General features: G+C 58.1%; 22 protein-coding genes. 14 read left to right on the forward strand and 8 right to left on the reverse strand.

The window, feature by feature from the left end; all coding sequences use genetic code 11:
* Positions 1-71: 71 nt before the first annotated feature.
* Positions 72-2,813 carry a DNA polymerase I gene (gene polA, locus FDP08_RS15955; RefSeq protein WP_137437107.1) on the reverse strand — a complete coding sequence of 914 codons (2,742 nt, stop codon included), beginning with the start codon at positions 2,811-2,813 and terminating at the stop codon, positions 72-74.
* Positions 2,814-2,942: 129 nt separating this feature from the next.
* On the opposite strand from polA, the gene FDP08_RS15960 reads away from it, so the two are divergent.
* Positions 2,943-3,278 (forward strand): DUF2782 domain-containing protein, encoded by a 336-nt coding sequence (locus tag FDP08_RS15960; protein WP_137437359.1) that lies wholly within the window; start codon positions 2,943-2,945, stop codon positions 3,276-3,278.
* A gap of 4 nt (positions 3,279-3,282) precedes the next feature.
* On the opposite strand, the gene FDP08_RS15965 is transcribed toward FDP08_RS15960, so the two are convergent.
* Entirely contained in the window at positions 3,283-3,789 is a 507-nt protein-coding gene (locus FDP08_RS15965; protein ID WP_137437108.1) for a fibronectin type III domain-containing protein, read from the reverse strand.
* A 223-nt stretch (positions 3,790-4,012) separates the two neighbouring features.
* On the opposite strand from FDP08_RS15965, the gene FDP08_RS15970 reads away from it, so the two are divergent.
* Complete coding sequence (locus FDP08_RS15970; RefSeq protein ID WP_137437109.1) at positions 4,013-4,441, forward strand: hypothetical protein; 429 nt, start codon at positions 4,013-4,015, stop codon at positions 4,439-4,441.
* A gap of 84 nt (positions 4,442-4,525) precedes the next feature.
* On the opposite strand, the gene FDP08_RS15975 is transcribed toward FDP08_RS15970, so the two are convergent.
* Positions 4,526-5,173: a DUF4124 domain-containing protein gene (locus FDP08_RS15975; protein WP_170979045.1), complete on the reverse strand. Its 648-nt coding sequence runs from the start codon at positions 5,171-5,173 to the stop codon at positions 4,526-4,528.
* An 82-nt stretch (positions 5,174-5,255) separates the two neighbouring features.
* Positions 5,256-5,894 (reverse strand): orotate phosphoribosyltransferase, encoded by a 639-nt coding sequence (pyrE, locus tag FDP08_RS15980; protein ID WP_137437110.1) that lies wholly within the window; start codon positions 5,892-5,894, stop codon positions 5,256-5,258.
* Positions 5,895-5,975: 81 nt separating this feature from the next.
* On the opposite strand from pyrE, the gene FDP08_RS15985 reads away from it, so the two are divergent.
* A complete protein-coding gene (locus FDP08_RS15985; RefSeq protein ID WP_137437111.1) occupies positions 5,976-6,782 on the forward strand; it encodes an exodeoxyribonuclease III in 807 nt (268 codons plus the stop codon).
* A 93-nt stretch (positions 6,783-6,875) separates the two neighbouring features.
* Here FDP08_RS15985 and rph read toward each other — a convergent pair whose 3' ends face one another.
* Positions 6,876-7,592, reverse strand: coding sequence for a ribonuclease PH (rph, locus tag FDP08_RS15990; RefSeq protein WP_137437112.1), 717 nt, complete (start codon positions 7,590-7,592; stop codon positions 6,876-6,878).
* A gap of 164 nt (positions 7,593-7,756) precedes the next feature.
* On the opposite strand from rph, the gene FDP08_RS15995 reads away from it, so the two are divergent.
* The 8 genes from FDP08_RS15995 to FDP08_RS16030 all read left to right on the forward strand — a co-directional run bounded on the left by FDP08_RS15995 (position 7,757) and on the right by FDP08_RS16030 (position 15,438).
* Positions 7,757-8,623 (forward strand): YicC/YloC family endoribonuclease, encoded by an 867-nt coding sequence (locus FDP08_RS15995; protein ID WP_137437113.1) that lies wholly within the window; start codon positions 7,757-7,759, stop codon positions 8,621-8,623.
* 162 nt (positions 8,624-8,785) lie between these two features.
* Positions 8,786-9,526, forward strand: a complete 741-nt coding sequence (locus FDP08_RS16000) for a substrate-binding periplasmic protein (protein WP_137437114.1) — start codon at positions 8,786-8,788, stop codon at positions 9,524-9,526.
* Positions 9,527-9,536: 10 nt separating this feature from the next.
* Positions 9,537-10,286 (forward strand): substrate-binding periplasmic protein, encoded by a 750-nt coding sequence (locus tag FDP08_RS16005; protein WP_170979046.1) that lies wholly within the window; start codon positions 9,537-9,539, stop codon positions 10,284-10,286.
* A complete protein-coding gene (locus tag FDP08_RS16010; RefSeq protein ID WP_137437116.1) occupies positions 10,283-11,551 on the forward strand; it encodes a GGDEF domain-containing protein in 1,269 nt (422 codons plus the stop codon). The genes FDP08_RS16005 and FDP08_RS16010 overlap by 4 nt, the downstream gene beginning before the upstream one ends.
* 146 nt (positions 11,552-11,697) lie before the next feature.
* Complete coding sequence (gmk, locus tag FDP08_RS16015) at positions 11,698-12,330, forward strand: guanylate kinase (RefSeq protein ID WP_137437117.1); 633 nt, start codon at positions 11,698-11,700, stop codon at positions 12,328-12,330.
* A gap of 91 nt (positions 12,331-12,421) precedes the next feature.
* Positions 12,422-12,634, forward strand: a complete 213-nt coding sequence (gene rpoZ, locus FDP08_RS16020) for a DNA-directed RNA polymerase subunit omega (RefSeq protein ID WP_137437118.1) — start codon at positions 12,422-12,424, stop codon at positions 12,632-12,634.
* A 166-nt stretch (positions 12,635-12,800) separates the two neighbouring features.
* Positions 12,801-14,948, forward strand: coding sequence for a RelA/SpoT family protein (locus FDP08_RS16025; protein WP_137437361.1), 2,148 nt, complete (start codon positions 12,801-12,803; stop codon positions 14,946-14,948).
* A gap of 103 nt (positions 14,949-15,051) precedes the next feature.
* Positions 15,052-15,438: a RidA family protein gene (locus FDP08_RS16030; RefSeq protein ID WP_137437119.1), complete on the forward strand. Its 387-nt coding sequence runs from the start codon at positions 15,052-15,054 to the stop codon at positions 15,436-15,438.
* Positions 15,439-15,485: 47 nt separating this feature from the next.
* Here the strand turns inward: FDP08_RS16030 and FDP08_RS16035 are convergent, their stop codons facing one another.
* Entirely contained in the window at positions 15,486-16,355 is an 870-nt protein-coding gene (locus tag FDP08_RS16035) for an NAD-dependent epimerase/dehydratase family protein (protein WP_137437120.1), read from the reverse strand.
* Between the two features lie 88 nt (positions 16,356-16,443).
* Between FDP08_RS16035 and FDP08_RS16040 the strand changes: the two genes are divergently transcribed.
* The 3 genes from FDP08_RS16040 (at position 16,444) to FDP08_RS16050 (ending at position 20,983) form a co-directional block, all read left to right on the forward strand.
* The gene (locus tag FDP08_RS16040; protein WP_137437121.1) at positions 16,444-17,403 is read left to right on the forward strand and encodes a hydrogen peroxide-inducible genes activator; all 960 of its coding nucleotides are present in this window, start codon (positions 16,444-16,446) and stop codon (positions 17,401-17,403) included.
* Positions 17,404-17,411: 8 nt separating this feature from the next.
* A complete protein-coding gene (recG, locus tag FDP08_RS16045) occupies positions 17,412-19,487 on the forward strand; it encodes an ATP-dependent DNA helicase RecG (protein WP_137437122.1) in 2,076 nt (691 codons plus the stop codon).
* Positions 19,488-19,618: 131 nt separating this feature from the next.
* A complete protein-coding gene (locus FDP08_RS16050; RefSeq protein ID WP_137437123.1) occupies positions 19,619-20,983 on the forward strand; it encodes an HDOD domain-containing protein in 1,365 nt (454 codons plus the stop codon).
* A gap of 321 nt (positions 20,984-21,304) precedes the next feature.
* Here FDP08_RS16050 and FDP08_RS16055 read toward each other — a convergent pair whose 3' ends face one another.
* Entirely contained in the window at positions 21,305-21,760 is a 456-nt protein-coding gene (locus FDP08_RS16055) for a DUF2489 domain-containing protein (RefSeq protein WP_137437124.1), read from the reverse strand.
* Between the two features lie 20 nt (positions 21,761-21,780).
* Positions 21,781-24,075, reverse strand: coding sequence for a molybdopterin-dependent oxidoreductase (locus FDP08_RS16060; RefSeq protein WP_137437125.1), 2,295 nt, complete (start codon positions 24,073-24,075; stop codon positions 21,781-21,783).
* Positions 24,076-24,217 lie beyond the last annotated feature (142 nt).

A 24,217-nucleotide genomic window follows, 5' to 3' on the forward strand; every position in this document is an offset into this window, starting at 1 on the left:
CGCGCAACCGATGATCTCAAACGGGGCGTTTTGGTGAGCTGTTGCCCCAAAACGGACCCCGGAAGGATGGACTAGTGCGCTTCGTCCCAGTTATTGCCGACGCCAGCTTCAACCAGCAAGGGAACATCCAGCCTGGCAGCAGCGGACATGCGCTTTTCCAGGCCTTCGCGGATCTTGTCCACCGCCGACTCCCGCACTTCCAGAATCAGTTCGTCGTGAACCTGCAGGATCATCCGCGCGTCATCCCCGTGGTTGGCCAGCAGCCAGTCTTCCACGCTGACCATTGCCCGCTTGATGATGTCCGCCGCAGTTCCCTGCATGGGAGCGTTGATGGCAGTGCGCTCTGCGGCCTGTTGCATCTGTTTGTTGCGGGCGTTGATCTCCGGCAGGTAAAGGCGCCGTCCGTAGAGGGTTTCGACGAATCCGTCGTCATGGGCCTGCTTGCGGATGTTGTCCATGTACCTGAGCACCCCGGGATAGCGCTCGAAATACCGGTCGATGTATTCCTGGGCCTGGTTGCGGCCCACATCCAGCTGGCGGGCAAGGCCAAAGGCCGACATGCCGTAAATGAGCCCGAAATTGATGGCCTTGGCGCTGCGGCGCTGATCGGCGGAGACCTCGTCCACGGCAACGCCAAACACTTCCGCGGCGGTTGCCCGGTGGATATCCTCACCCTTCTCGAAGGCCGTCAGCAGGCCCTTGTCGCCAGACAGGTGCGCCATGATCCTTAGTTCAATCTGGGAGTAGTCCGCGGCCATCAGTTTGTAGCCGTCCGGCGCTACGAACGCCTGGCGAATGCGGCGCCCCTGTTCGCTGCGGATCGGGATGTTCTGCAGGTTGGGCTCTGACGATGACAGCCGGCCGGTGGCCGTCACCGCCTGATGGTAAGAGGTATGAATCCGGCCGGTACGATGATGGATCAGCTCCGGCAGGGTGTCGGTGTAAGTGGATTTGAGCTTGCTCAGGCTGCGATGCTCCAGGATCAGCCGGGGCAGGGCGTGTTCGTGGGCCAGTTCCTGAAGCACCGGTTCTGCTGTGGAGGGGGCGCCTTTCGGGGTTTTCTTCACCACCGGCAGCCCCATCTTGTCGTAGAAGATGGTTTGCAGTTGCTTGGGGGAGCCCAGGTTGAAGGTTTCGCCGGCTTCGTCGTGGGCTTCCTTTTCCAGCTCCGCCATACGTTCCGCCAGTTCCTGGCTGTGCTGGCGAAGGGTGCTGGCGCTGATCATGGCGCCCCGTTGCTCCATCCGCGACAATACCGGCACCAACGGCAGGTCGATGTTTTCATACACCTCCCGCAGGCGACCGGTTTTTTCCAGTTGCGGTCGCAACACCTGGTGCAGGCGCAGGGTGATGTCGGCGTCTTCGGCGGCGTAAGGGCCTGCCTGTTCCAGGTCAATCTGGTTGAAGGTCAGCTGTTTGGCACCCTTGCCGGCAATGGACTCGAACGTGATGGTCTGCTCGCCCAGATATTGCATGGCCAGCGAGTCCATGTCATGGCGCGAACCTACCGAGTTGAGCACGTAGGACTCCAGCATGGTGTCTTCCGCAATACCTTCCAGACTGATGCCATGGTTGGCCAGAACGTTCTTGTCGTACTTGAGGTTCTGGCCGAGTTTGGGTTTTTTCGGGTCTTCCAGCAGCGGTTTCAGCTGCTCCAGTACTGTGTCACGGTCCAGTTGTTCCGGAGCGCCCATGTAATCGTGGCCCAGGGGAACATAGGCAGCTTCGCCTGCCTCGATAGCAAAGGATACACCAACGATTTCTGCGTCCATGTAGCGCAGGCTGGTGGTTTCGGTGTCGAAGGCAAACAGGGAAGCCTTGTTTAGGCGCTCAATCCAGTCGTCCAGCTCTGTCTGGTCAGTGATGACCGAGTACTTCTTTTCTTTCTTGGCAGCCTGGTTACTGCTGCCAGCGGTATTGCCGGTATCCTTGTTGGTGGAGGAGCCGTTATCACCATTTTCCAGTTCCGCAATCCAGGAGCGGAGCTCGTACTCCCGGAAAAGCTCAAGCAGCTTATCGTCGTCCTGGGTTCTCAGTTCGAGATCTTCCAGCCCGAATTCCAGATCCACATCGGTCTTGATGGTTGCCAGTTCGCGGCTCAGGGGCAGGGTATCCTTGGCCTCCCGCAGGTACTCGCCAATCTTGCCCTTGACCTCGTCCGCGTGCTCGATGATTTCGTCCAGGCTGTCCCAGGTCTGCAACCACTTGACGGCGGTTTTCGGGCCGCATTTATTAACACCGGGAATGTTGTCCACCTTGTCACCCACCAACGCCAGGTAATCCACGATCTGTTCCGGGGCAATGCCGAACTTTTCCACCACGCCTTCACGGTCCATGCGGGTATCCGTCATGGTGTTGATCAGGGTGACGTGGTCGCTCACCAGTTGTGCCATGTCCTTGTCGCCGGTGGAGACCACGACATCGATGCCTTTGCTGGTGGCCTCGTCTGCCAGGGTGCCGATCACGTCATCGGCCTCGACGCCACTGACGATCAGCAGCGGCAGACCCATGGCGCGAACCATGTCGTGGATAGGCTGGATCTGCACGGCCAGGTCGTCAGGCATGGGCGGGCGGGTGGCCTTGTAGTCCTCGTACAGGTCGTTGCGGAAGGTTTTCCCCTTGGCGTCAAACACCACCACCATTTTCGAGCCGGGAAAATCCTGTTCCAGCTTCCGGATCATGCTGATGACACCCTTGATGGCTCCGGTGGGGTGTCCCTTGCTGGTCATCAGGGGAGGCAGGGCGTGATAGGCGCGGAAAAGGTACGACGACCCGTCGACAAGAACCACGGGCGGAGTCTGTTGTTGTGTCATATCAAAACGGATCCGGATTCTGATTGAAGCGTTGAATGGCTTGTGCAACTCTGACAATACGGAGGCATTGGTTCGCAGTGTCAGGGCGGCTTTTGGCGTCCTTAAACAGAATGGAAGAGTAACATGAAAATGAAACGTATCGCCTGCTCGGGTCTTGTGTTGGGTGTGTTGTGGGGGCCTGTGATGGCACAGGAAAGCATGGACGACAGCGATGTTGTTCAGACGCCTCGGGAACCTCTGGTGGTATCCGAGTACCAGCCATCTGCCGATGGCCCTCAGATTGTTATCCGCCCGGGTGACAATGAAGTGTTCTATGAGTACCGGGTGAACGGCCAGCTGATGGAGATCAAGGTCGTACCGGAGGTAGGGCCGGAGTACTACCTGGTACCTGCAGACGGTGGTGGTTGGATCCGCGAGAATGAAACCGACATGCTGGTACCCAGCTGGGTTATTTTCAGCTGGTAACGGTTCAGATCAGGTCAACAAAGACTGTGTCAGAGCGCCGGCTTTCGAGGCCGTTGTCATCAAGCGTGGTGATGCTGAACTCGTAAGCTCCGGGAGGAAAATCCTCCAGCGGGTATTCGGTAGCAGCACTGCCGGGTAGGCGAATGACGTCATAACCTTTTTCGTGGCGCAGCCGGTAGTATATGCGATAGCCGCTTATATCGCTTGAATAGAGGCGGGAGCCATCTTCCCTGGTCAGTGGAGCATCCCAGCGTAATATGGGGGGTGTGATCAAGGTTTTTTCGCCCGTAGGTCGGGAATCCTCTCCCGATTGCCCCAGCGTGTCGCGAAAAGAAGTGATGGCGTTATCAAGGCGTTTCGCCGACACCTCATTGGCCTGGCTGGATGCCGCACGCGATGCGCCGGAGTCCTCCTGGCAGCCAGCCAGTCCCAGGAGGATCAGTACGAGTACTAATAATTTCCAGGGCCGCACCTGGCCAGCAGTCCCTTGGGTGAGTGTCTTTCCTTGCATGGTGTCTCTCGCGGTCTGATTGCCGGCGCAAATTATGCCCAAGTTGAAAAAACCATCAAGGAAGTAGTCGGCATATCGAAATAACGAATGGCCTCGGGATTAGTATGAACATTCTAATTTTAAACCGTAGTGTTACCCATGTAATCACAAGTCGGCACAGATTCACTGGCCGCGATGATGCAACTTTTTAACACTATGCATCCACAATCTAAGGAGATTCATCATGGGTAAACTCAAGAGCTATCAGGAACAACTGCAGGAAATCGTAGAGAAGGGCATCAATGCCGCAGAAGAGCAGCAGAAGAAGCTGTCTTCCAAGCCTTTCGAATACGCTGAAAAGCTGGAGTCAGAAGCACGCGAGTACAGCGTAAAGAACCTGCGTACCCGTTACTACGGCTACAGTGAAAGCCTGTTTGACCAGCTGCGTAGTCTGAACAGCCGTGTTGGCAGCTTCGCGGCCGATCTGGTTGCCAAGCTGGAAAAAGAAGCGGCTGAAGGCGCAGATTCCGTTGCCGACGCAGCGGACGAAGTGACCAGCGTTGCCCAGTCAACCAAGGCCACTGCCCAGGCCAAGAAGCCGGCTGCACGCAAAACCACAGCCCGCAAGAGCAATAGCACCAGCACGGCCAAGGATACTTCCGCTACTGCCTGATTGGCAGCTGGAAGGTTGGTAAATAAAAAGGTCACCCGCTGAGGTGACCTTTTTTGTGTTCGTGTTCCATTTGTCGCCTGGCGGCTATTTTTCTGCCTCGTCAGGATCCAGCGGTACAGTTCTTTCCTTGCCGGTTATTTCCTCCAGCCGTTCGATATCTTTCTCAAACTGTTCCCGCAAGGCCTTGATGTCGGCGTTTTGTGAGCTGATTTCCCGTTCGATATCCCGAATCTGTGCCTCCAGTCGCCGGAGTTTTTCAAGTGTTGATTCCGGAATGTCGCGGCCCGAGCGTTCGAGGTCTGCTGCCCGACTTTGCTCGCTGTCCAGCTGGCTGTCGATGACGGAAATATTGCCTCTTTTGAGCTGGTTCAGCCCCTCCAGTTCGCGGATTTTTCTGTGCATTGCACGCACAGCTTCATCCGGATGGCTGAAGCGCTCCAGAAGCTTGCGGTCCAGCTCTCGCTGCCGTGCCTGCTCGGCCTTGCGCTGCTCTTCCGCTTGCCTGGCGGCAATTTCCTCTTCCGTGGGCTCGGGGTCAATCGTTTCAATAACGCGACCGTTTTTGCTGAGAATATCGTAGCCCCGTTTTGTGGCTTCCTGGGGAATGGTGTTGCTGATGACAACCTGGCCGTTTTCATCCGTGTAACGGTACATCCTGGCTTCTGCAATTGTGGCAACAGTCAGTGCGGCCACGGCAGATACAGCGATTGAAAACCTGGTCAGACGGTTCATGATGAAGGACTGGCGCTCCGGTAAAAACGAGTTGTGTCGTCGTGAAGCATAACAAAAGCTGGGCGATAAACCATGCCCGGTTTCAGACGCCGTACTCATCCCGGTAGGCAGCAACCCTTTGGGCGTGCTCGTCGAATCCCGGCCTGTTCTTCAGGTAATCAAGTACTTGGCCGAGCGTGATAATGCTGACAACCGGAATGTCGAATTCCTTTTTGACTTCCTGTATGGCCGAAAGTTCGCCCCCACCTCGCTCCTGGCGATCAAGTGCAATCAAAACCCCAGCTGGTTCTGCTCCAGCGCTGCGAATAATCTCTATGGATTCGCGAATGGCGGTGCCGGCAGTGATAACATCGTCAACAATCAGCACATTGCCCTGCAGGGGGGCGCCGACGATGTTTCCGCCTTCGCCGTGCTCCTTTTTTTCCTTGCGGTTGAAAGCAAAAGGCTTGTTGGTTCCTTCCGAGGCCAGCGCCATGGCTGTCACTGTTGCCAACGGTATGCCCTTATAGGCAGGCCCGAAAATAATGTCATAATTCAGCCCGCTGCGTTGCAGTGCAGCGGCATAAGCCTTGCTTAACTCAAGCAGGTCCTCTCCGGTATTGAACAGCCCGGCATTGAAAAAGTAGGGGCTGGTGCGGCCGGATTTTAGCGTAAACTCGCCGAAACGAAGAACATTACGGCGAATGGCAAATTCAATGAATTGTTGCTGATAGTCGTGCATGACAGGGCTTCTGGCGGGTGTGGATCTTTAATTAACGCGTAAAACCGGTATCATACACACAAACCGAATCAGGGAACACGTATGCGGGTAGTAACGATCAGCGTCAACGGTCTAGCTCAGGCGGTTGAAAAAGGTTTCTTTGAATGGCTGGCCAGGCAGGACGCTGACGTGGTCTGCGTTCAGGACCACCGCATGCGGGCCTACGAGATCGAGGACTACAACCTGATCCCGGAGGGCTACGAGGCCTACTTCATTGATGGCGAACGCAACGAGGACGGCGGTGTTGGCATCTATACCCGCCACTTTCCCAAAGCCATCATGTACGGTTTTGCCAATGAGCAGGCCGACCGCGAGGGCCGTTTTATCCAGGCCGATTTTGACAAGGTGTCCGTTGCCTGTGTGCTCTCCCCCTGTGCCCTGGGCCGGGAAGAGGAACTGATTGGCGACGACGACCTGACCGTGCTGGATCACAAGGACGATTTCATGGAAGCCTTCGGCATCCATATGCAGAAAACCCTGCGCAAGCGCCGTCAGTTCATCTTCTGCGCAAACCTGCAGACCGCCCATCACGTGACCGACGCCAGCCCGCTGTACCACACGCTGGATTTCTCCGGTTTTCTGCCCCACGAACGGGCATGGCTGGATCGCCTGTTTGATGAAATGGGCTGTGTTGATGCATTCCGCGATATCAACAAACAAAGCAGCCAGTTCACCTGGTGGCCCGAGCAGGCCGAAGGTTCCCGCAAGAACGCCGGAATCCGCGTGGATTATCAGCTACTGACCCCAGGAATCCGCAAGACCATCCGCGATGGCTGGATTGACGACAGCACCCGCTTCTCCGATCACGCGCCGGTGATCATGGATTACGACATAGAGATTGGATTGTAAATTTCCGAGTAAGCGGTCTCGGTGAGATGGTAACCGCTGAACGTAGGTCGGATTAGGCGAAAGCCGTAATCCGACAAACCAGCTTCCAGAAAACTACGCCTCCAAAGCCGCCTTCTGAGCCTCAAACAACTGAGAAATCCCCAGCTTGGCCAATTTCAGCATGCCATCGAGCTCTTCCTGCTCAAACGGTGCACCCTCGGCCGTCCCCTGAATCTCAATGAAACCTCCCTGATCCGTCATGATCACATTCATGTCGGTCTCGGCTTCGGAGTCTTCCGGGTAATCCAGATCCAGCACTGGCGTACCCTTGTACACACCGACTGAGAAAGCCGCAATCATCTGCTTCAGAGGCGACTTCTTCAGCCGACCTTCTTTCACCAGATGGTTCAGCGCGTCTACAAGTGCCACACAGCCCCCGGTGATAGCAGCTGTGCGGGTGCCACCATCAGCCTGGATAACGTCGCAGTCGATAGTAATCGAGTGTTCGCCCAGGGCGCTCAGGTCGACGGCGGCGCGCAGGGAGCGGCCGATGAGACGCTGAATTTCCACGGTACGTCCACCCTGTTTGCCACGGGCGGCTTCGCGGCCCATGCGGCTGCCGGTAGAGCGCGGCAGCATGCCGTACTCGGCGGTGATCCAGCCCTTGCCTTCGCCCCGCAGAAACGGTGGGACCTTGTTTTCGATAGAGGCGGTGCAGATCACCTTGGTGTCGCCGAATTCCACCAGCACGGAACCTTCGGCGTGGCGGGTGTAGTGGCGTGTAATGCGAATATCTCGGGATTGTTCCGGCGTTCTTCCGCTCGGTCTCATAGTCGTTCCTGGTATCAGTAGTGAGTGTCCAGGACATCAGTCCTGGTCGATTGCAATGTCGAAAGATTGCGGAGTATAACACGCAGCCAGAGACGTCTGTTCGATGTTCGGGCAGTCACCCTGCTAGACTGAAGATACTGCTTCTTTCCAAACGCGGAGTCACCATGATCAGAAGTATGACGGCTTTTGCCCGCCAGGATACCCAGGAGAACTGGGGAACGCTCACCTGCGAGATTCGCACGGTCAATCACCGTTACCTGGAGCCGTCTTTCCGACTGCCCGAGGCACTTCGGGAACTGGAAAACAGTTTTCGCGAACAGCTGCGCAAACAACTGCGACGGGGCAAGGTGGATGTGGCCATTCGCCTGCAGACAACGGAAGCTGCGTCTCAGGGGTTCGAGATCGATGAGGATGTGGCCCATGCGGTGAATGAGGCGGCCAATCACATCAACAAGATGCTGGATAATCCGGCCCACATCAGTGCCCTGGATATCCTCAGGTGGCCCGGTGTGCTGGCCTCCACCGAGCAGGATTACGGTCCTGCCCGCAAGGCAGCGGGGGAGTTGTTTGAGCGTACGGTGAGTGAATTGGTGACAGTCAGGGAACGTGAAGGGGAACGTCTGCGCCCTTTGTTTGAAGACCGGTTGGCCACCATGGGCAAACTGGTCGCTGAGGTGCGGGAACGCATGCCGGAGCTGATTCGCGCCCAGGAAGAGCACCTGAAAAACCGCTTTGAGCAGGCAAAGGTCGAGATTGACCCTGACCGAATTGCCCAGGAAATGGTCATGCTGGCCCAGAAAAGTGACGTGGCCGAAGAGCTTGACCGGCTGGACGCCCATATCACCGAAGTGTCAGAGACGCTTCAGGGCGATGATGCCATCGGCCGTCGGCTGGACTTTCTGATGCAGGAGCTGAACCGTGAGGCCAACACCCTCAGTAGCAAAAGTATCGATGCCCGGGTGACCAGGGCTGCCGTTGACCTGAAGGTGCTCATTGAGCAGATGCGGGAGCAGGTACAGAACCTGGAGTAGAGTGGCTGTGGCCAATAGCGGTTTGTTGGCCACACCTTTAGGTAATCCGTACAGAATGCCTGGCATGTGCTACCTTGACGATAACAAAAACATGTTCCTGGTAGCCGCCAGGTACATACAAAAAAACAGGCCACGCGTTGTGCTGTACTGAAGTAACTGCCCATGACAAAGCTTTGTCGCTGCCTACTGGTGATTTTTTTCTTCGGCCCTCTTTACGGGGCCGCCTCTGAGCTTGATCGGCTCACCTTCATAACAGAGCATTACCCACCCTACAATTACCTGGACGAGAGAGAGCTGAAGGGTTCATCCGTTGGAATCCTGGAGGCCATGCTGCAACACGCTGGAAGCACTACGGAAACCACGGATATCCGGGTGCTGCCGTGGGCCAGAGGCTATGACACCACCCTACTGACACCGGATGCCGTGCTGTTTTCCACCACCCGTACCAGTGCCCGCGAAGACCTGTTTCAGTGGGTGGGGCCCCTGGCAGCCGGACGCGTGGTGCTGCTGGCCAGGAAAGACAGCAATATCTCGATCCAGAACCAGGAGGCCCTGCAAAACGGTAACGTAAGTATGGTGGTTATAGGGGAGGACATAGGTGCCCAGAAATTGCTGGAATCCGGTGTTAATGCCGCCCGCATGCACACGGCTGTGAATAACGAGAGTGCGATGAACATGCTGGTCGCCAACCGGGTCAACCTGTGGGCCTATGGTGAAGATGTGGCGCACTGGCTGTTGAGGAAGCATGGGCATGATCCGGACGATTTCGAGACCGTCTATGTGCTGTCCCAGGACCCGCTCTACTTTGCCATCAACCGTGATACCGATCCTGCCGTTGTAGAGCGGTTGCAGCAGATACTTGATGACCTTCGCGTCCGGGGCAAGATACCGCCAATTGAATGAGGAGGGAGGCATGCACCGCCTGATTTGTCGACAGGAATTGAAGTTCCTGTTTTTTCCATGCCTTGCCTTATGGGTGTGGGGGCATGCCCAGGCGGCTGGGCCCATCACCTTCTACACAGAAGAATACCCGCCTTATAATTTTATCAATGACCAGGGCAAGATGGACGGCATTTCCACCAGGCTGTTGCAGGAAGCGCTGACCGCAATAGATCACCCCGTGAACTTCCTGCTGGTGCCCTGGGCGAGGGCCTTCAGCGAGGCGAGGCTGCGGCCCGGGAACTGCATGTACTCCACCGCTCGCACCGCCGAGCGAGAGGCTATGTTCCACTGGGTGGGGCCGCTGGTAGAGACAGAGTGGGCGGCCTTCGCCCTGCCGGGTCGCAGTATCGGGGCGACCAGTCTGGAGGAATTGAAGGGCCTTAGGGTTGGTAGTTTCCATGAGGATGCCATCAGTATTTATGTGGCAAACCAGGGCGTTGAGATTATCAATGCCTCCCGGGACAGTGAAAACCTCAAACGACTGACGTCGGGCCTTATTGATGTCTGGGTGACCGGCCCAGACGTGGCCGAGGTGGTGGCGGGCAGCGCCGGGGTTCGGCTTGAAAGGCTGTTTACCTTTCGGCGCAGCGCGATCTACCTTGCCTGCCACAAATCCATTCCAGCCCGTTTCCTGGAACAACTGCAAACCCGGGTGGACCGACTGAAAGAGGAGGGTCGTTACCACCAGATACGGCAGCAGGTTCTGGGGAACGGTGAATGAAACCGGAAGAAAAAGGCGCAAAAGTCACCCGCTGGCACAGTATCACCACCCGCCAAGCCCTGGTAACGTTCGTCATCGCCTTGCTGCTGAGTGCGGGCACCGGGGTCTTTCAGCTGGTGTCGGACGCACAGGTGGTGCGAGCGGAAACCCGGGAAGATATGGAGCGGTTGCTGAACCTGGTTGAAGCGTCTGCCGCGGAAGCTGCCTTCCAGCTCAACCCGGATCTGGCCAACCAGGTGGTTGAAGGCCTCTACAATTACCGCAGTGTCCGTTATGTTTCCCTGCGGGATGACTTCGGTCGGGTGTTGATGGAGAAGGGCGAGGCGTCCAGCGAGCAGGCAGGGATACTCTTGCAGGCATTGTTCGGTGACGTCACCCACTTTCAGAAGTCACTGGATTATTCCGTGTCCCGGACCCCCGAGCCGCTGCCGGTTGGTGAACTTCGGCTGGTACTCTCCACCGCTTCGATTGGCGAGTCTTATGTACAGCGTGGGCGACGTCTGTTCCTGCTGGGCATTGTTGAGGCATTGAGCATTGCCGTGCTGGTGGTACTGGTTTTCCACTTCCTGATCACCCGGCCCCTGCTAAGTATCTATCGCGCCATTGCCGCTGTGAGCCTGAAGCAGCCGGGGAGATGGCCCAGACCCGATACCCCGCATTCCCGCCGCGATGAGCTGGGGCGCCTGGTGCGGGAGCTGGACAATCTTATGCAGGCCTTCCAGAAGGGGCTGGACCAGCGGGACGCGCTGCATCAGATATCCACCATTGACGGCCTGACCGGCATTCCGAACCGGCGTTTTTTCGATGACTTCCTGGAAAAATGCTGGTACCAGGCGGCAGACCAGGACCAGCCCCTGTCGTTGATTTTCATTGATATCGACTACTTCAAGCCCTTCAACGACAACTACGGCCATGCCGTAGGGGACGATTGTCTGCGCTCGGTGGCCGGGGCGTTGAGCGGCGCTTTGACCCGCCCCACGGATATTGTGGCGCGCTATGGCGGGGAGGAGTTTGTCTGTGTGCTTCCCGGTACGGACCTCGACGGCGCGAGGGCCGTCGCACAGAGAATACGCCACGACGTCAATGCACTGGCCATTCCCCACAGCCATTCGGAAGCGGCACCTTATGTCACCGTCAGTATGGGTGTCGCCAGTGCCGTGCCGGGCCACAATGAGGTGGATATGATCCGCTTGCTGGAAATTGCAGACCACCGCCTTTACCTGGCAAAAGATCAGGGGCGCAACCGCTGTGTCTGGCATGACTGAAGCTACGCCGGATCAACGTACCTTCCCTCGTGGACGGGTGCGATAGGCGACCAAACGCCGTATAATCGCAGGCCTTGTTGCTGCAGTCGTGGTGTTTGACGCTACGCTGCTGCTGTAAACCAGTCGGGGTTTGGAGTTTTTGCACCATGAATCAGGCAGCTGAGCAGGGTACGCTGTATGTTATTTCCGCACCGTCAGGGGCGGGAAAAACCAGCCTGGTGGCGGCCATGCTCGAACAGGACGCGCAGCTGTGCGTGTCCGTCTCCCATACCACTCGCCCCATGCGTCCTGGGGAGCATGATGGTATTAACTACCATTTTGTCAGCCGTGATGACTTCGAGGCGATGATTGGCCGCGGCGATTTCCTGGAACACGCGGATGTTTTCGGGAATTACTACGGTACATCCCAGGTCTGGGTAAAACAGACACTGGCCGGAGGGAAGGATGTAATCCTGGAAATTGACTGGCAGGGTGCAGAGCAGGTACGCCATCTGATGCCGGACTGCGTCAGTATTTTTATCGTGCCGCCGTCACCGGAGGCCCTGAGGAAGCGTCTGAACGGACGTGGAACGGATGCGTCGGAGGTGGTGGAGCGGCGTCTGAACGAAGCGGCGGACGAGTGCAGCCACGCGGTGGAGTTCGAGTACCTGGTGGTTAACGACGATTTCGACATCGCGCTGGACGACCTGCTGTCGATCGTTCGCTGCCACCGCCTGCGCATGCAGGCTCAGCAGCTCAGGTATTCCGGATTGCTGACCAGGTTGTCCGAGCGTCGTTGAGTATGGGTTTTAGCTGTATACAAATTGAGCCCGTGAGATTACACTACGCGGTCTGCTGAAATCAGTCATTATTGCTATTGTCGGGGAAGTTATGGCACGAGTTACCGTTGAAGATTGCCTTGAACACGTTGATAACCGGTTCCAGCTGGTTATGCTGGCCACCAAGCGCGCCCGCCAGATCGCAACCAAGGGCTTCGAGCCGATGGTTCCTGAAGAGAACGATAAGCCAACGGTTATTGCCCTGCGCGAAATCGCCGCTGGCATGGTTTCCCGTGATCTCCTCACCGAGGATGATGACGAGTAAAGGTGCGAGACGGGAATATTTTCTGTTAACCCGTCGAAAGCATTGAAATCTGGTCTTGCGGTTTTATAGTGTACCTATAGGCATTACCGGACGTACGTCGGAAGGACCCGAATGCATGCATTCGGGTTTTTTTATCCCTGAAATTCAGTATCTCCATGGAGGCGCGGTGTCGGCAGAGGCAACGGTTGATGTGCTGGCCAGTGAGCTCAGCACCTATCTCGATACCAATCGCATCAATCAGGTGCGAAGAGCCTACTATTATGCCGAACAAGCCCATGAAGGGCAGATGCGCAAAAGCGGTGACCGCTATATTACCCACCCCCTGGCGGTTGCCCATATCCTTGCCGGCCTGAAGCTGGATCACCAGAGCCTGATGGCCGCCATGCTCCACGATGTCATCGAGGACACCGGCATTCCCAAGGATGCGCTGGCGGAGCAGTTTGGTGAAGACGTGGCAGAACTCGTGGACGGTGTCAGCAAACTGACCCAGATCGAATTTCGTACCCGTGCCGAGGCCCAGGCCGAGAACTTCCAGAAAATGACCCTGGCCATGGCACGAGACATCCGCGTGATACTGGTCAAGCTGGCGGACCGCCTGCACAACATGCGCACCCTCGGCCCCATGCCCTATGAAAAACGCCAGCGCATTGCCAACGAAACCCTCGATATCTACGCGCCCATTGCCAACCGACTGGGCATGCATTCGATCTGTACCGAGCTGGAAGACCTGGGGTTTGCGTCGCTGTATCCGATGCGCTCGAAGTACATTTCCAAGGCGGTCGCAAAACTGCGGGGCAGTCACCGGGAAATTATTGATGATATCCGGGGCAAACTGCAGGAGAAGCTGGAAGAGCGCAGCTTGCCGGGGCGGATACTGGGCCGGGAAAAACACCTGAACAGCATCTACAACAAGATGAAGTTCAAACAGAAATCCTTCCATGAAATCATGGATGTTTACGCCTTCCGGATCATTACCGACACCGAAGACGACTGTTACCGCATCCTTGGCGCCGTGCACAGCCTCTACAAGCCGCTGCCGGGCCGTTTCAAGGACTACATTGCCATGCCCAAGGCCAATGGTTACCAGTCCCTGCATACCACCCTGTTCGGCATGCATGTGAATATCGAAATCCAGATCCGCACCGAGGAGATGGAGCACATTGCCAACAATGGTATAGCGGCTCACTGGATGTACAAGAACGAGCCCTCCAACGTTACCAGCGTTAACCAGTTGCGGGTGGATCGTTGGGTGAAGGGCCTGATGGAAATGCGTGAACGGGCGGACGATTCCCTGGAATTCATCGAGCACGTGAAGGTGGATCTGTTCCCGGATGAGATCTATGTGTTCACGCCCAAGGGCAAGATCATGGAGTTGCCCAGTGGTGCCACACCGGTGGATTTTGCCTATGCCATCCATACCGACATTGGTAATGCCTGTGTCGCCTGCCGTATCAATCGCACTCTGGGGTCACTGAGCCAGCCGCTGCAAAGCGGCCAGACCGTGGAAATCATTACCGCTCCGGGGGCACGGCCGAATCCGGCCTGGCTCAGTTTCGTAGTCACTGGCAAGGCCCGCAGCAGTATTCGCCACGTGCTCAAGAACCAGAAGCGGGCCGAATCCCTGGATCTGGGCAAAACCCTGCTCAAGAAGTCTCTCAAAGGCTTTGGAACCAGCCTGTCGAAGATCAGTGAGCATCAGGTTCAGGCTGTGGTCAGTCACAACCAGGTAGACAGCTTCGACGATCTGGTCAGTGATATTGGCCTGGGGAACCGCATGGCCTACCTGGTTGCCCGGCAACTGGTCAGCGGCAGCGCTGAAGGTGAAGCGTCGGATACCGCTCTGGCACCGGTTATGGACAATGCTGACAACAGTCCTGTCACCATCCGTGGAACCGAGGGCCTTTTGGTTCGCTTTGCCAGCTGTTGCAAGCCCATCCCGGGGGACCCGGTGGTGGGCGCCATGGATTCCGGAAAGGGCATGGTCATCCACTCGGATACCTGCTCCAGGTTACCCGAAGACGATGAGGGCCGGTCGCGCCTGACCCACCTGAAGTGGGCCAAGGACATTGCCAACGAGTTCTCGGTGGAACTTCGGGTGGAGCTGGAGCGCCAGCGCGGGGTCATTGCCGAGCTTGCCAACGCAGTAGCCATGGCGGACGGCAATATCGAGCGCATTAACGTGGAAGAGCAGAACGCCAGGCTGGGCATTGTCAGTCTGGTGGTGCATGTCAACGGCCGCAAGCACCTGGCCAGGGTAATGCGGCGGATCAGGAATATTCGCGCGGTTACCCATATAAACCGGGTGAGGCACTGAGGCGGCCACTGATCGACAGGCCCGAGACGCGACTTTCAGCGTGTTGACAGGCTGGCTGTCCAGGGGTGAGGATTGGCGTTTTGAAACAGAGAGTCCCAAGGTCATGACCAATAAATCCGTAATCCAGACCGAAAATGCACCGCAGGCTATCGGTACCTATTCTCAGGCCGTCAAGGCCGGAGACACTGTCTACATCTCCGGACAGATCCCGCTGGTGCCAGAGACCATGGAGGTGGCCGCAGGCGACTTTGCCGCCAAGACCCGCCAGGTGTTCGAAAACCTGAAGGCTGTTTGTGAGGCCAGCGGTGGTGAGCTCAAGGACATCGTCAAGGTCAATATCTATATGACCGATCTGAGCAACTTCGCTACGGTGAACGAGATTATGGCCACCTATTTCCAGGAGCCCTATCCGGCCCGAGCCGCCGTAGGCGTGGCGGCCCTGCCCAAGGGCGTTCCGGTGGAAATGGAAGCGGTGATGGTGCTGAGCTGATATCGGCCCGGTGCATTGATGAGGCGGCCTCTTACGGGCCGCCTTTTTCATTTCTGCTGTGCGATCATTTCCCGGTAACCCTCCCGAAAATCCGGATAGCGGAAACGGAATCCCGATTCCAGCAAACGCTTGTTACTGCAACGCTTGCTGCCTGCGCGCCCACCCTTGCGAGCATCAGGCTCAGGGGCCGCACAGGGCACCTGTTCCCGCACCCAGGCCACAACCTCGTCCAGCCTGACCGGTTCGCAGTCACTGGCGAGATAGCACGGGTCCAGAGGCTCTCCTGCCAGCGCCCGGTTCACCAGGTGGCAAACCGCGGCCACGGCATCGGCTTCGTGAATCCGGTTACTGAACGGGGCAGGGGACGCGGGGTCCATGCGGCCGTTCATAACGGCCTCCAGAAATTGTTGCCGTGTCGGCCCGTAAATACCACTGAACCGTATAGCCGTTGCAGGGTGGCCGCTGTTCAGGGCGGTCTGCTCGCCTGCCAGGACCATCTGGCCGCTGAACCTGGCAGGGTCTGTGGGGCTGGTCTCGTCAACCCAGGAATCGTCATTCTGGGAATAGACACTGCTGCTGCTGACGAAAAAGAGACGCGTCAGCCGCTGTGAGCCGAGGGCGGCGACAAGATTTTCAAGGCCACGGACGTAGGCGTTACGGTAGCCCTCTTCATCGTAACTGGAGGGCGTCAGGCAATAGATCACGATATCGAGACTTTCCGGCAGTATCGCTTCAACCTGTTTCCGCTCCAGCAGGTCGGCGCCGAGGGCATGAACCCCTTGCGGAATCCGGGCCGGATTGCGCCGCAAACCGAAGACCTCAGCCTCCTGGGACAGCGTTTCTGCAATCGCTCCACCGAGTTTGCCGCAACCGGCGACCAGTATGCGTGGCGCTTGCTTGTGTTCAGTGATTGCCATAGGCAATATCAATCCTTATGCTTTGGCTAATAAATTAACAGGGCGGTTTATCGCGCCCTGGCTGGACGACATCTGACCGGAGCCCACCATGACTCTCACCGAGTTAAGATACGTTGTTACCCTCGCACGGGAAAGGCATTTTGGCCGTGCAGCCGAGCGCTGTCATGTCAGCCAGCCTACCCTGAGTGTGGCGGTCAAGAAGCTGGAAGACGAACTGGGTATCCCGCTGTTTGAACGCAGCAAGAACAGTATCCGTGTCACCGAAACCGGCAAACGGATTATCGAGCAGGCGCAGCGGGTACTGGACCAGGTGGGTGTCATCCGCGATATGGCGCAGGATGGCAAGAACCAGCTCAATGCACCACTGAAGGTCGGGGCCATCTACACCATCGGGCCCTACCTGTTCCCGCACCTGTTACCTGAGTTGCGCCGTGCCGCGCCGGATATGCCCCTGTACATCGAGGAAAACTACACAGCTACCCTGCGTCAGAAGCTGCGCCAGTCTGAACTGGATGCCATTATCATCGCACTGCCGTTTGAAGAGCCTGAAGTGGTGACCCTGCCGCTTTATGACGAGCCTTTCGTGGTGCTTCTGCCCGGTGGCCATCCGCTCACCGAGCGGGAGAGCCTGACGGCGGAGGAACTGGCCAAGGAGCAGTTGCTGTTGCTCGGCCCGGGCCACTGTTTCCGTGACCAGGTGCTGGAGTCCTGCCCGCCGCTGGTTGATGCGGTTACCCGTAACCCCAATGCCAAGGCGCCCTCACTGGTGACCGAGGGCAGTTCTCTGGAAACCATTCGTCACATGGTGGCGTCCGGCCTTGGGATCACGGTATTGCCGCTTTCCGCCGCGACTGCCATGCAGTACGACGAAAGCATTCTGGCGGTTCGGCCTTTCGCAGCACCGGTGCCTTTCCGAACGGTCGCACTGGCCTGGCGGGTGACGTTCCCCCGTCCCAAGGCGATTGATGTTCTGTCGCTGGCAGCCAGCCAGTGCCGGGTGATCGAAAAAGCGAAAATCGACACCCCGGCTGCTGCCGCAACTGCCTGAGCCAGGATATGACGTCACTGGAAGACATCCCGGTTACCACCCTGAAGGGCGTCGGCGGCGCCCTGGCGGAAAAGCTGGCGAAACTGGGCATCCAGTCGCTTCAGGACCTGCTGTTTCATCTACCCCACCGATACGAGGATCGCACCCGTATTATCCCCATGGGCAACCTTCGCATCGGCGATGTTGGCGTGGTGGAAGGCGAGGTGATGAAGGCCGACCTGGTGATGGGGCGGCGCCGCAGCCTGCAGGTAACCCTGAAAGACAGCAGCGGTTTCCTGGTCATGCGGTTTTTTCATTTCAACGCCGCCCAGAAGAGCCAGCTTACGGAGGGCGCGCGGGTTCGTTGCTTCGGGGAGGTGCGGCCGGGCAGGGCCGGTTACGAGTTCTATCACCCCGAGTACCAGGTGAATCCACCTCCCATGCCGGCCCGGGGCGAGGCAACACTGACACCGGTCTATCCCCTCACTGAAGGTATTCAGCAACCCCGGGTACGAAGCCTTTGCCAGCAGGCGCTGGGCTACCTGAAACGCTACCCGATTCGCGAGTGGCTTCCGGCACAGCTGCTGGCCAGTTATCAGTTGCCCGGTATAACCGAGGCGGTAGAACTGGTGCACTCCCCGCCGGCCAGTGCGCCGGTTCATTTGCTGGTGGAGGGGCGCCACCCGGCCCAGCAGCGGCTGGTGATGGAGGAGTTACTGGCCCACCAGCTCAGCCTGCTGCAGGTTCGCCAGCAGGTTCAGGCCCGGGAGGCTCTGCCGTTGCTTCCTGCGGGTGATCTGCCCGAGCGGTTTCTCGATCTTCTGCCCTTCAGCCTCACCGGCGCCCAGCGCCATGTTATGAGCGAAATCCGCCAGGATCTGAGCCAGACGGTCCCCATGTTGCGGCTGGTCCAGGGGGATGTCGGGTCCGGGAAAACCGTGGTAGCCGCACTGGCCGCGCTTCAGGCGATCGGTGCCGGCGCCCAGGTGGCACTGATGGCGCCCACCGAAATACTGGCAGAGCAGCATTATCAGAACTTTCACGGCTGGCTTGAGCCCCTGGGTATCCGTGTGGCGTGGTTGTCCGGGAAGATCAAGGGCAAGGCCCGCAAGGAAACCCTGGAGGAGATCGGCAGTGGCAATGCCTCAGTGGTTATTGGCACTCACGCCCTGTTTCAGGAAGACGTTGCCTTCAGCCGGCTGGCGCTGGTCATTGTAGACGAGCAGCATCGTTTCGGGGTGCATCAGCGCCTGGCTTTGCGAGAGAAGGGGGTTGGTGGCACCATGGCACCACACCAACTGATCATGACGGCAACTCCGATTCCGCGCACCCTGGCCATGAGTGCCTACGCGGACCTGGATACGTCGGTGATTGACGAGCTGCCCCCTGGCCGCAAACCCATTGAAACCATCGCTATCCCCGACAGCCGCCGTGATGATGTGACCGATCGTGTCCGCAAAGCCTGCCGGGAGGGCCGGCAGGCGTATTGGGTATGCACATTGATTGAGGAATCCGAGGCGTTGCAATGCCAGGCGGCGGAAGTGACCGCCCAGGAGCTGGCGCAACGCCTGCCGGATCTGAAGCTGGGGCTAGTTCATGGGCGCCTGAAAGCTGCGGAAAAGGCGGCGGTGATGGAACAGTTCAAGAACGGTGAGCTGGATCTCCTGGTCGCCACCACGGTGATCGAGGTGGGTGTCGATGTGCCCAATGCCTCGTTGATTATTATCGAAAACCCGGAGCGATTGGGGCTGGCCCAGTTACATCAGCTGCGGGGCCGGGTTGGCAGGGGCGAAGAGGCCAGCTTCTGTGTTTTGATGTACCACCCGCCCTTGTCGCTGAACGGCAAGGCTCGTTTGCAGGCTCTGCGGGAAAGCCAGGATGGCTTCGTCATCGCCGAGAAAGATCTGGAAATAAGAGGCCCGGGCGAGGTGCTGGGCACCCGCCAGACCGGTATGATGCAGTTCCGCCTGGCGGATTTCGAGCGTGACAAGGGCTGGATCGAACCCGTACGGGAAATGGCTCCGGGCCTGATGAAACAGCCGGCCCTGGTGAATGGCCTGATTCGCCGCTGGCTGGGTCAGCGAATTCGCTACGGCGACGTATAAAAACGGTGCCCGGGCTCGCGTCATAAGCGCGCAGAAACTAGGCTGAAGTCAACGTCGGGTTGTTGTTTGTACCCTATACTGGACGATAACCAGTGTGCCCTGAACGGTACCGTCAACTTTTGGAGAGACTTATGGAGCTACCTGTCGTAGTCCGGCAGGCACTGGGTGATTCAGCGGCCGGTGTTTCCCTGCGTGATGTGAGTCAGGCGCGGGACGATGAGCTGTTGCGTATGGTGCTGCTCAGCGACGAACTGGGAAACCTTCAGGCCATCTGTCGTCAGGGCGATATGCTTGATATCAATGCCCTGAATAAAGAGCTCGGCCGCGACCTGAGGGTGATGAAGCGGCGCGAACAGGTCCGGGTACGGGAACGCTCCGGCCTCACGGAACTGCCGGCGCTGCCCTCCCTGACGGGCTGGCCCACCGTGGTAGATGCCAGGGTTGACGAGCAGGCTCAGGTTGCCCTGGTGCTGGGTGAGAAGAACCTGTGCATGGTTGTGCCCGGCGATGAGTTCAAAGCGATTACCGCCGCTGCCGAGCGGCGGGAATTTTCGGTGACGCCGGACTCCATCTCCGTCAACCTGGATAGCCCCGAACGTGACCGGGACCAGTTGCATACCGCCATCCGGCGATTTACCACTCTGCGCATCCAGCAGCGCCTTGAAGATACCCTGGAGCTGCCTCCGCTGCCCGAAACCGCACAACGGATCATTCATCTGCGGGTCAATCCCAATGCTGTCATGGGCGATCTGGTGGATGTTGTGGAGAGTGATCCCAGCCTGGCGGCCCAGGTGGTCAGTTGGGCATCGTCATCGTTCTACGCGGCAGCCGGGCAGGTGCGGTCGGTGCACGATGCCGTGTCGCGGATTCTGGGATTCGATCTGGTCATGAACCTGGCCATGGGCCTCTCCCTCGGTCGCGCCCTGAAACAGCCCCAGGATCATCCCGAAGGTTACGTCGACTACTGGCAGCAGGCCATCTGGCAAGCCCAGTCTGCCGGTGTTCTGGCCAGCATGATGCCCCGTGGCGAGCGCCCGGTGTTTGGCCTGGCATACCTTTCAGGGCTGCTGCATAACTTTGGCTACCTGGTTCTGGCCCAGGTGTTCCCGCCTCACTTCAAGCTGGTTTGCCGGGCACTGGAAACCAATCCCCATATGGATTCATCGCTGATCGAGCATTATCTGCTGGGTGTTACCCGGGAGCAGATTGCGGCGGAACTGATGCAGAACTGGGGAATGCCGGGCGAAGTCTGCCTGGCGATTCGCAACCAGAAAAACCCTGGCTATGAGGGCCCCCATGCAGTTTACGGAAAACTGTTATGGCTGGGACGACAATTGTTGACCCGCCGTGGTGTGGCTCTCGGCGCAGGAGAGGAAGTTACTGCGGAATTTTACCAGTCGCTGGGACTGGATCCACAAAAGGTTGAGGACCAGTTTGACGAACTTGTCCATAACAAGGACAGCATCATGGCCATGGCCGGGATGATGAACCAGTAACCACAAAAAAGCCGGCCCGAAGGCCGGCAAGCTCACCCGCTTGTTGCAGATCAAACCAAACGTGTTCAGGAGAAAACAATCAGAGACGCTGCAGGGTCAGTAATGGCAGCGCTCTGATTTAAACTTAGCCAATCCGAAGGGAAATAAAAGCCCGCCGGGCCTGGGTTTGGTGAGTGAACGAGGCGTCATGTACTTGTAACATGTGAAGAGATTGATTTATAAAGCTAATCAAGTCTCTAGGGGTGAAGATTATTTACAAAAAGTTACAAAAATGAATCCGGCGGTGACCCACTACGGGCCGGAAACCGGCGTGGGCCTGAACTAAAAAGGATGGCGGCGGATGGCCGTCGCCGCGCGTCGAATGGCATCGGCGTGTTTTTCTTCAACAGCCAGTCTTTCACGGTCCATCTTTTCTACGAATCTGGTTTCTGTTTCCTGGCGCGTCCGGTGCGTAGGCATATGCTGGATCAGGTCATGCACTTCCTGAAAAATCCGGAAAGGCGGCTGCTCGAGCAGCTCCGGGGCCACATGCTCCAGCAGTCCCTTGATGCGTAGGCAGGCCTCAGAGTATTCCATCTGGTCCTCTTCCACTGCCATTGCCAGAACCCGGATACTTTCCACCATGCTTTCCCGGCGTTCCTTCTGAAACGCTTCGGTTTTGGCCTGTCGTTTTTTGCCCTCCTGCAGCGTACGGGACTGGCGAAGGATAAACGCCACCAGTAAAGCGATAGCCAGCAGGCCGGTGATAATCAGCGTCCATTGAAGCCACGGGGGCATAGGTTTCTCCGTTCAGGGGTTCAGGCCAGTTTGCGCGGGCGCTCCGAGCGCCATACTTTAACATTTACCGTCTGTCCGTTAAGTACGGATGTACCAACCAGCGGATCTGTTTGCTCGTCGCTGATGACGTCATTAATGCTGGCCCCGGCGTGTGCAACGGCGACCGACTGCCGGGTACCTTCACGATGGTGGCCCCAGCCATGGGGCACCGAGACCACACCTGCCATGATGTCGTCAGTAATTTCCACAGGCAATACAATCTTGCCGGCAGGCGAAGCAACCTCGGCCGAATCACCGGCCTGAAGCCCGCAACGGGAGGCGTCCTGAGGGTGCATCATCAGGGTACAGCGCTCTTTGCCTTTTACCAACCGCTGGCTATTGTGCATCCAGGAATTGTTGCTGCGAACGTGCCGGCGCCCGATCAATAACAGTCCGTCCGCCGGTGGGGCAGGCAGCAGGGCGTGCAGGCGGTCCAGATCCTGCAGGTAGCGGCGCGGCGCCAGGTTGACCTTGCCATCACGGGTAAACAGCCGACCAGGCATACAGGGGCGCAGCGGGCCCAGGTCTACCCCGTTGGGCAGCTGTTTCAGAGCATTGATCGAAAGCCCCTTGGGCAGATCCTGCCAGTGCCGGTTCAGCGGACTGAGTTTCGCAAGGCCGCGCAGAGGGTGGCGCTCCGGGAGAATGTCCATGACCAGGTCAATAGCCGGTTGTACCAGGCCACGGACACGGCCAATGTCGGCGCCGTAGGGTCCGGCACGCAGCATCATGTCGAGTATCGGGTCTGGCCCGATCTGCTTGAACGCACGCCAGCCCATTTCCGCTCGCACCTGCAGCCGACCGCCTTTGCGTTTTTTCTCCAGACGATGGGCAAGTTCCAGCAGTATCTGCCAGTCGTGGCGGGTATCCTTGCCGGCATCGAACAGGGCGGGGCTGTACTTGGCGGTGTTACGGACGGCGAACATGCTGAAAATGAGGTCGTAGTGACTGCGTTCAAGACCTGCGGTTGGCGGCAGTATGACATCTGCATGGCGGGTGGTTTCGTTGAGGTAGTAATCCACCGATACCATAAAATCCAGCCCGCTGAAGGCCTCATCAAGACGGGCACCGTTAGGGCTGGAGAGTACCGGGTTACCAGCCACGGTTACGAACGCACGGATCTGGCCTTCGCCGGGAGTCAGTATTTCGTCTGCCATGGTGCTGGAGGGGTATTCACCGCCAAACTCGGGCAATTTCTTCACCCGGCTGAACCGCTTGGCAAAATGCCCGCTCTGGCCGGCCATGCCGCCGAGGGCAACAAGATCGATCGCCGGCTGGGTGAACATCACGCCCCCGGTGCTGTCGAGTTTGCCCGTGAGAATGTTCAGTACATAGGCGAGCCAGGTGGCGACGCCGCCAAAGGCCTGGGTGCTGGTGCCCATGCGGGTGTAAAGGGCGGCCCTTTGTGTAGTGGCGAGCTGGCGGGCCAGGTTACGGATGTCCGCCGCTGGCATGCCGGTCTGCTCAGTTACCGCTTCCGGCGTGAAGCCCAGGGAAGCCAGCCGAATCAGATCTACATCTTTGGTAAAGGGTTCCGCATGGCCGAGGTTGACCAGGTTCTCTTCGAACAGGGTGTGCACCATCGCCATCAACAACAGGGCGTCGGTACCGGGCCGGATAAAGTGAAATTCGTCGGCGAGCTTGCCGGTTTCAGTGCGGCGCGGATCCACCACCACCATTTTACCACCGCGGCTTTTCAAGGCCTTCAGCCGGCCGCGGAAGTCCGGAACCGTCATCAGGCTGCCATTGGAAGCCATGGGATTGGCACCGATGCAGATAAACAGATCGGTCCGGTCTATATCCGGGATGGGAAACAGGATCTGGTGCCCGAACATTTCGAGGCTGGCCAGCATATGAGGCAACTGGTCGTTGGAGGTAGCGGAAAAGCGGTTCTGGGTGCCCAATGCCCGCAGGAACGGCATGGTTGCCACCAGCGAGCCGTGGTTGTGAACGTTGGGATTGCCCAGGTAGGCGCCAATGCTGTTGCGGCCGTGTTCCTTGCGCACGCGGTGCAGGCGGTCTGCCACCAGGTCAAAGGCGTCGTCCCAATCCATTTCCTGCCAGCCGTCGGCCGTTTTGCGTACCGGTTTGCGTAACCGTTCAGGGTCTTCGTGAAGGTCCTGCAGCGCTACCGCCTTGGGGCAGATATGGCCATGGCTTAACGGGTCGTCCTCGTCGCCCTTGATGGAGGCGATATGGCCATCCTTTACCTCGATCGCAACGCCACACATGGCTTCACACAGGTGGCAGGTACGAAAGTGGGTGCCGTTTTCCATGGGTCTCTCTCCAAACTGGTTTTTATTGTCTTGCTCTGAGCATGGCCAAACGGGGACGGTGTTCCGAAACACGCTGTGAATACGTCCCTGTACGCTCGGGCTCCGCCATCCCTGGCTCCGCACGGTTTCGGAACACCGTCCC

The organism is Marinobacter panjinensis (assembly GCF_005298175.1).
Lineage (GTDB): Bacteria > Pseudomonadota > Gammaproteobacteria > Pseudomonadales > Oleiphilaceae > Marinobacter > Marinobacter panjinensis.

What these genes read in the sequence shown, in the direction of transcription:
- FDP08_RS15965 (WP_137437108.1), bottom strand. Translation starts at nt 3,789, where the DNA reads ATGCAAGGAAAGACACTCACCCAAGGGACTGCTGGCCAGGTGCGGCCC.
- FDP08_RS16040 (WP_137437121.1), top strand. Translation starts at nt 16,444, where the DNA reads ATGACTCTCACCGAGTTAAGATACGTTGTTACCCTCGCACGGGAAAGG.
- FDP08_RS16055 (WP_137437124.1), bottom strand. Translation starts at nt 21,760, where the DNA reads ATGCCCCCGTGGCTTCAATGGACGCTGATTATCACCGGCCTGCTGGCT.
- pyrE (WP_137437110.1), bottom strand. Translation starts at nt 5,894, where the DNA reads ATGCACGACTATCAGCAACAATTCATTGAATTTGCCATTCGCCGTAAT.
- FDP08_RS16050 (WP_137437123.1), top strand. Translation starts at nt 19,619, where the DNA reads ATGGAGCTACCTGTCGTAGTCCGGCAGGCACTGGGTGATTCAGCGGCC.
- polA (WP_137437107.1), bottom strand. Translation starts at nt 2,813, where the DNA reads ATGACACAACAACAGACTCCGCCCGTGGTTCTTGTCGACGGGTCGTCG.
- FDP08_RS16000 (WP_137437114.1), top strand. Translation starts at nt 8,786, where the DNA reads ATGACAAAGCTTTGTCGCTGCCTACTGGTGATTTTTTTCTTCGGCCCT.
- recG (WP_137437122.1), top strand. Translation starts at nt 17,412, where the DNA reads ATGACGTCACTGGAAGACATCCCGGTTACCACCCTGAAGGGCGTCGGC.
- FDP08_RS16010 (WP_137437116.1), top strand. Translation starts at nt 10,283, where the DNA reads ATGAAACCGGAAGAAAAAGGCGCAAAAGTCACCCGCTGGCACAGTATC.
- FDP08_RS15985 (WP_137437111.1), top strand. Translation starts at nt 5,976, where the DNA reads ATGCGGGTAGTAACGATCAGCGTCAACGGTCTAGCTCAGGCGGTTGAA.
- FDP08_RS15995 (WP_137437113.1), top strand. Translation starts at nt 7,757, where the DNA reads ATGATCAGAAGTATGACGGCTTTTGCCCGCCAGGATACCCAGGAGAAC.
- rph (WP_137437112.1), bottom strand. Translation starts at nt 7,592, where the DNA reads ATGAGACCGAGCGGAAGAACGCCGGAACAATCCCGAGATATTCGCATT.
- rpoZ (WP_137437118.1), top strand. Translation starts at nt 12,422, where the DNA reads ATGGCACGAGTTACCGTTGAAGATTGCCTTGAACACGTTGATAACCGG.
- FDP08_RS16060 (WP_137437125.1), bottom strand. Translation starts at nt 24,075, where the DNA reads ATGGAAAACGGCACCCACTTTCGTACCTGCCACCTGTGTGAAGCCATG.
- gmk (WP_137437117.1), top strand. Translation starts at nt 11,698, where the DNA reads ATGAATCAGGCAGCTGAGCAGGGTACGCTGTATGTTATTTCCGCACCG.
- FDP08_RS15975 (WP_170979045.1), bottom strand. Translation starts at nt 5,173, where the DNA reads ATGAACCGTCTGACCAGGTTTTCAATCGCTGTATCTGCCGTGGCCGCA.
- FDP08_RS16030 (WP_137437119.1), top strand. Translation starts at nt 15,052, where the DNA reads ATGACCAATAAATCCGTAATCCAGACCGAAAATGCACCGCAGGCTATC.
- FDP08_RS16035 (WP_137437120.1), bottom strand. Translation starts at nt 16,355, where the DNA reads ATGGCAATCACTGAACACAAGCAAGCGCCACGCATACTGGTCGCCGGT.
- FDP08_RS15970 (WP_137437109.1), top strand. Translation starts at nt 4,013, where the DNA reads ATGGGTAAACTCAAGAGCTATCAGGAACAACTGCAGGAAATCGTAGAG.
- FDP08_RS15960 (WP_137437359.1), top strand. Translation starts at nt 2,943, where the DNA reads ATGAAACGTATCGCCTGCTCGGGTCTTGTGTTGGGTGTGTTGTGGGGG.
- FDP08_RS16005 (WP_170979046.1), top strand. Translation starts at nt 9,537, where the DNA reads ATGCACCGCCTGATTTGTCGACAGGAATTGAAGTTCCTGTTTTTTCCA.